This is a genomic window from Streptomyces sp. NPDC027189 (assembly GCF_055566975.1).
In genome coordinates this window covers 1-4126 of record NZ_JBVHRI010000071.1, presented here as the reverse complement: position 1 = coordinate 4126, position 4126 = coordinate 1, and the positions used below count along the sequence as shown (strand labels likewise).

The window sequence follows — 4126 nt, the reverse complement described above, 5'->3', positions numbered from 1 at the left end:
TCAAGTGGGGCCTGGACTACATGAACTCCCGCTACGGCAGCCCCGCCGACGCCTGGAACTTCTGGCAGGCCAACGGCTGGTACTAAAAACAGCCAACCCGGACTGCACACACAGCAGCCCCCTCATACGAAGGCGGCGGCCCCCGATCCCCGGGGCCGCCGCCTTCGTCATACCCACTATCGCTTCGGCCGAGCGATGCTCTCAAGACGGAATGAACCCCGGCCACCACGGCGGGACATTTCCCGGACACACGGCATCAGGATATGAATCCATCGCGCCCAGTCCCGTCACGACGAACCAGAGGAACCACAGGTTGAAGAGGATTCCGACGGCAACGGCGGCGCCCCGGCGGAACCTCCCGATCGCACCGTAAAGAAGCACCCAGGAAGCCGTGGTGGCGATCCAGATGAACGGTGCGACGAAGAGCAGGAACAGCGAATTGGCCGAGGCGTTCACGCCGACATCGCACGACGTCCACGTCCGACCTACGACGAAGATCGCGATCAGCGATGTCGGAATCCCGAGAAGCGCGCCCGAACGGAACCCCGCGAACCAGAGCCCGGGCGCCTTCCGCACCTCCGGCACCGTCTCCACAACCAAACCTCCATTCCGCACATGTGGGACACGCAGCCGGGCAGCGGCGCAGAGGGCTCTACTGAGCTTGAGGCTATCCACGCGCGGCGGCCGGAGGATCACGGCGAGCCGCCACGGCCGTGAGGAGGCACTCCGCGTGCGCCCTCAAGGATCGCGCCCGCCAGTTTCGCACCCGACAGTTTTGCCCCGGTCAAGTCTGCGTTGCTCAGGTCTGCATGGGTCAGGTCTGCACCGCGCAGGTCGGCGTCGGCCAGGTCCGCGTCAGTCAAGTCCGCGTCGATCAGGACCACGCCGCGCAGGTCTGCCCCCCTCAGGTTCGCGCCGATCAGGGACGCGCGGGTCAAGTTGGCGCTCGAGTCGGCCTCGCTGGCTTCGTTGGTTTCTTCGGCCCTGCTCAGGTGCGCGTTGTGAAGGTTCGCTCCGCCGAGATCCGCGCCGGTCATGACGGCCGCGCCCAAGCGCGCATTGGTCAAAATGGCGCCTCCGAGAAATGCTTGCCGAAGGTCCGTGTCCTGCAGGTTCACGTCGGACATGTTGGCATTGTCGAGGGACGCGCCGAAGAGGTCGAAATTCTCGAGGCCCGCGCGTCGGAGATCCGCGCCAGTGAAGTTCGCGAAGCGGAAGTTGCTGCGTCTGGGCATGCCGCCTTCTGTGAGGCCCACTTCGCGGTCCAGGCCGCGCAGATCGACGCTGCTCAGATCAACTCGGTACAGCGGCTTCCCGTGCTGGGTCACCTCCCGGTCGGCGGTCCGGTTGCCCAGCACGGCTACTACAGCCGCTACGTCGGTAGGGGGTCGGTCCTCCCCTGCCGGCTTGAAGCCACCTACCGGAACGGGAGCGTGCTGGCGTACGAACGCGGACAGCACCGAGACGACAGTGCGCTGATCTCGAGAGGAGTCCTGCATGATGCGTTGCAGGGCGTAGATTCCACCTAGGCGCACATCCAACGATGCTGATCCCAGGTTGGTGATCGCGGCGTTGAACCGGGTAGTGATCTGCCCCTGCTCGGAGATCTGTAGATCCTTGTTGGTCTGCCCAACCGACATCCACGTGAACAGCAGGGCGACGAGTGCAGCAAGTCCCGGCAGCGTGGACGCCGCGAGTGCCACCCACGTCAGTCGGCTGATACCGGTGTCGCGGGCCGGCCCGATTGGGCGGCTCCGTTGCCGTCGATCATCCCTGGCGGCCCGTCGGCGTGCGATCCGGCGAAGTTGTGCGGCGGCAGACGGCTCGATCATCCACTCATGACATCCCAGGAAACAGTGCCCATTTCTCCGCCACGCTGTCGTAGCACTCGATCAGGACTGTCCGGAGGTGGTCGTAGAGGAAAGGGCGGTGTCCATGGTCACCGTGGGCGGCCCCGACGTCCTGCCGGTCGATTGAGCTGCGGACACCATCGGCATCACCTGGTCCGGGCCATTCCGTGTTCAGCAATCCCCCAGCCACTCCCCCATTACCTTCTTGGTGGCCTGCAAGGGGGCTCCAGGCCTGAGATCTTCGGGGCCGCTGAAGGCGCGGGAACTTGGTGCTCGTCCTGTGCGGCGTGCTCGACACACGGCGCGGATGACAGGAACCCAAAGCCGGTTCGCTCCCCCGTGACGCGGGTCAACCGTCACAACCGGCCCGGCTCTCGAACCACACCGTCTTGCCGCCCCCGGGTCCGGGGTCCACACCCCACTTGTCGACCACCACTTCCAGCAGGGCGAGCCCCCGGCCCCCCTCTGCCTCCGGCGACAACTCAACGGGGACACACGGCAGTCGAGGGCAGCCGTCCGCGACCTCCACGCGCACACCCGACGCCTGGTGCAGCACCAGCACCGCACACCGCCGGTCCGGGACATGCCGTACGACGTTGGCGACGAGCTCGGTCACACCCAGTTCCACGGCGTCGGTCAGCTCCGCCATGTCCCAATCGTCCAGCAGCGAGCGGACGATGCGCCGGATGTGCCGCGCCGAGTGCGCGCCGACCGTGAGCCGCATGCCGTACTGGGCGGGGCGGGAACCCAGGAGGGTGGGGGGAAAGTATTCGTTCACACTACGAGGCTGACCTCGCGCGACTACCCTCGGCTACGGAACGGATACAACTGGTCCCGCAGTGGGCCGAGTTGCGCGAGAGGGGCCTCTGCGTGACCCACATCAACGTCCTCGACCCGGGCGCTTCACCACTCGACTACTACGGCTTCGAGCTACGGCGCTACCGCGAAGGCGCCGGGCTGACGCAGAAACAGCTCGGCGACATCGTCAACTACACGGGCTCCCTGGTCGGACAGATCGAAACGGCCCGCAAGTTGCCGACCCCGGAGTTCAGCGAACGGGCCGACGCGGCGCTCGGCACGGGCGGCCTGCTCTCCCGGCTCGTCGAGCTCGTGATGCGCAGTCAACTTCCGGCCTGGTTCCAACAGGTGGCGGAGTTGGAGGCGCGGGCCATCGAGATCTGCACCTTCCAGGCCCACATGGTGCACGGCCTCCTCCAGACCAGTGCCTACGCGCGTGCCACGCTCGGCGCTCTGGACCGGACCGACCTCGACGACCGCACCGCCGTACGGCTGGCCCGCCAGCGCATCTTCGAGAAGAGCGAACCGCCGGTCCTGTGGATGGTCCTCGGCGAGGCCGGGCTGTACCAGGAGATCGGCGGCCCGGACACCATGCGTGGCCAACTGGCCCACCTGTTGTCGTTCGAGAGCGACCCGCGGATCAATGTCCAGGTCCTGCCGTTCTCCGCCGGGGCACACGCGGGACTGACTGGCTCGTACACCCTCTTTCGCTGCGCGAGCGACCCCGACATCGTCTACACCGAGGGCTACGGCAGCGGGCATCCGACCGCCAACCCGGACACCGTCAAGGACTGTTCGCTCCGTTACGATCATCTTCAAGCCGCCGCACTCTCCCTCCGAGACTCGGCGGAGTTGATCCGGCACGCGATGGAGGAACGCTATGGGGAGCACCGCGGTTCCGACGGGGATCCAGTGGCGTAAGTCCAGCTACAGCAGCGATCAGGGCGGTGAGTGCGTCGAGTGCGCACCGCTCGGCCCCCTGGCCTGGCGCAAGTCCTCGTACAGCAGCGACCAGGGCGGCGACTGCGTAGAGATCGCCGAAGCCCCCCACACCACCATCGCCATCCGCGACTCGAAGAACCCGGCGGGACCGATCCTCACCCTCGCCCCCACCGCCTTCACCGCATTCGTCGGCTGGACGACCACAACCGCTCACTGAGCGACCCCGGTCACATTCAGCCCCAGCGGTGTGCGGCCCCCGTCACATTCGACGTACCCGCTGCGCGATCCCACGCGCACGGACCGTTGAGGGACGGGTGAAGCACCCCACATGACCCACATCACCTACGAAGCACATTCGTAGCCCAACCTGTCCGATATGTCCGCCCATGCACCCCTTCTGACCTGCGGTTTGAGAGCCAGCTCACACGAGGGACTTTCCATCCCGATGCGGCCACAACTAGTAAAAGGGGTCATTGCGGACACGGTCCGAGCCTGTTTCTCTGGAGCAGTCGCCAGGCGCCGACGAGCCCACCCGG

Annotated in this window: 6 protein-coding genes; 3 read left to right on the top strand and 3 right to left on the bottom strand. The window is 66.4% G+C overall.

What is annotated here, in order from left to right; genetic code table 11:
• A partial coding sequence (locus tag ACZ4RZ_RS50140) for an aggregation-promoting factor C-terminal-like domain-containing protein (protein ID WP_467753917.1) occupies positions 1-86 on the top strand: 86 nt, incomplete at its 5' end.
• A gap of 115 nt (positions 87-201) precedes the next feature.
• On the opposite strand, the gene ACZ4RZ_RS50135 is transcribed toward ACZ4RZ_RS50140, so the two are convergent.
• The 3 genes from ACZ4RZ_RS50135 to ACZ4RZ_RS50125 form a co-directional block, all read right to left on the bottom strand.
• A complete protein-coding gene (locus ACZ4RZ_RS50135; protein ID WP_467754349.1) occupies positions 202-594 on the bottom strand; it encodes a hypothetical protein in 393 nt (130 codons plus the stop codon).
• Positions 595-692: 98 nt separating this feature from the next.
• Complete coding sequence (locus tag ACZ4RZ_RS50130; RefSeq protein ID WP_467754347.1) at positions 693-1832, bottom strand: pentapeptide repeat-containing protein; 1140 nt, start codon at positions 1830-1832, stop codon at positions 693-695.
• 367 nt (positions 1833-2199) lie between these two features.
• On the bottom strand, positions 2200-2628 hold the full coding sequence (locus tag ACZ4RZ_RS50125; protein ID WP_467754346.1) for an ATP-binding protein: 429 nt from the start codon (positions 2626-2628) through the stop codon (positions 2200-2202).
• A 92-nt stretch (positions 2629-2720) separates the two neighbouring features.
• Here ACZ4RZ_RS50125 and ACZ4RZ_RS50120 point away from each other — a divergent pair, with 92 nt between their 5' ends.
• Complete coding sequence (locus tag ACZ4RZ_RS50120) at positions 2721-3569, top strand: helix-turn-helix domain-containing protein (protein WP_467754345.1); 849 nt, start codon at positions 2721-2723, stop codon at positions 3567-3569.
• Positions 3529-3807, top strand: a complete 279-nt coding sequence (locus ACZ4RZ_RS50115; protein ID WP_467754343.1) for a DUF397 domain-containing protein — start codon at positions 3529-3531, stop codon at positions 3805-3807. Before ACZ4RZ_RS50120 ends, ACZ4RZ_RS50115 begins: the two co-directional genes overlap by 41 nt.
• Positions 3808-4126 lie beyond the last annotated feature (319 nt).

What these genes read in the sequence shown, in the direction of transcription:
- ACZ4RZ_RS50130 (WP_467754347.1), bottom strand. Translation starts at nt 1,832, where the DNA reads ATGATCGAGCCGTCTGCCGCCGCACAACTTCGCCGGATCGCACGCCGA.
- ACZ4RZ_RS50115 (WP_467754343.1), top strand. Translation starts at nt 3,529, where the DNA reads ATGGGGAGCACCGCGGTTCCGACGGGGATCCAGTGGCGTAAGTCCAGC.